1 protein-coding gene is annotated in these 1357 nt (G+C 62.8%); it reads left to right on the forward strand.

Annotated elements, in window-relative coordinates; all coding sequences use genetic code 11:
• A partial coding sequence (locus GE253_RS25990) for an Ig-like domain-containing protein (protein ID WP_247878879.1) occupies positions 1 to 1357 on the forward strand: 1357 nt, incomplete at both ends.

Consider the following 1357-nt stretch of genomic DNA (forward strand, 5'->3'; position numbering starts at 1 on the left):
TCAGCGGGCTGACCGCCGCCAATATCCGTGTGACCGGTACTGGTGCCAACGCAAAGGTCGAAATTGATACCGACGCGACCGACTTCGGTTACGTCGAAGTGACGCTTAACGCTGCCAATCTTGCCAATGTTATCTTCGTTGCCAGCAGCGCCAATAGCGGTGCCGATACGCTGTTTACGCTGGGATCGCCGCCGACGGTCACGGGGGTGACGTCATCGACGGCGAACGGGGCCTACAAGGTCGGCAGTGCTATTTCGATCCAGGTCACCTTCTCTGAAGCCGTGACCGTCACCGGCACCCCGCAACTGACGCTGGAAACCGGCACCACCGACCGTACCATCAATTATGCCAGCGGTACGGGCACCAGCACGCTGACCTTCACCTACACGGTACAGGCCGGGGACACAGCGTCCGACCTTGATTATCTCAGCACGAGCGCGCTCACGCTGAACGGCGGCACGATCCAGAGCAGCGGCGGCGCTGACGCCATTCTGACCTTGGCGACGCCGGGTGCCACCAACTCGCTGGGCGCCAACAAGGCGATTATCATTGACACCACGGCACCGGGCACGCCGACCACCAGCATTGATCTTGGTGCCTCCAGCGATGCCGGTGCTTCCAACAGCGATGACATCACCAATGTGACCGCGCCGACGGTGCGGATCAGCCTGACGGGCACCAGTGCCGTAGCCGGAGACAGTGTTGAACTGCTGCTGGGCGGTTCGTCGCTCTCCCACGCCACCACCGCGACCCTGACCTCGACCGATATCACCAACGGCTATGTTGATGTGACGGTGACAGCGGGGGATTTGGGTGCGGATGGCACCAAGACCCTCACCGCGCGGGTCACTGACGCCGCCGGCAATGTCGGCACGGCGGGTGGCAGCCTGTCGATTACGCTGGATACCGCGGCTTCCACCACGACCATTGCCACAGCCGCCTTCTCGGCCGATACGGCGGCCAATGGCGGCACCAACAGCGACTTCATCACGAAGACGGCGGCGCAGACGATCAGCGGTACGCTGTCGGCTAACCTGGCGGCGGGCGAGACGGTCTATGTGTCGCTGGATAATGGCAGCAACTGGACGGCGGCGACAACCACGGTTGGGCAGAATAGCTGGTCGTTGAGCGGTCAGACGCTGACCGGTTCCAGCACGCTGAAGGTCAAGGTTACCGACACGGCCGGTAATGACGGCACGGTTTACAGCCAAGCCTATGTGCTGGACACGACGGCGCCGACAAAGACCATCGCCACGGCTTCCTTCTCGGCGGATACGGCCGCCAATGGTGGCACCAACACGGATTGGATCACCAAGACGGCGGCGCAGACGGTCAGCGGTACGCTGTCGGCCAACGT

The sequence above is a fragment of the Niveispirillum sp. SYP-B3756 genome (assembly GCF_009495745.1).
Taxonomy (GTDB): Bacteria; Pseudomonadota; Alphaproteobacteria; order Azospirillales; family Azospirillaceae; genus Niveispirillum.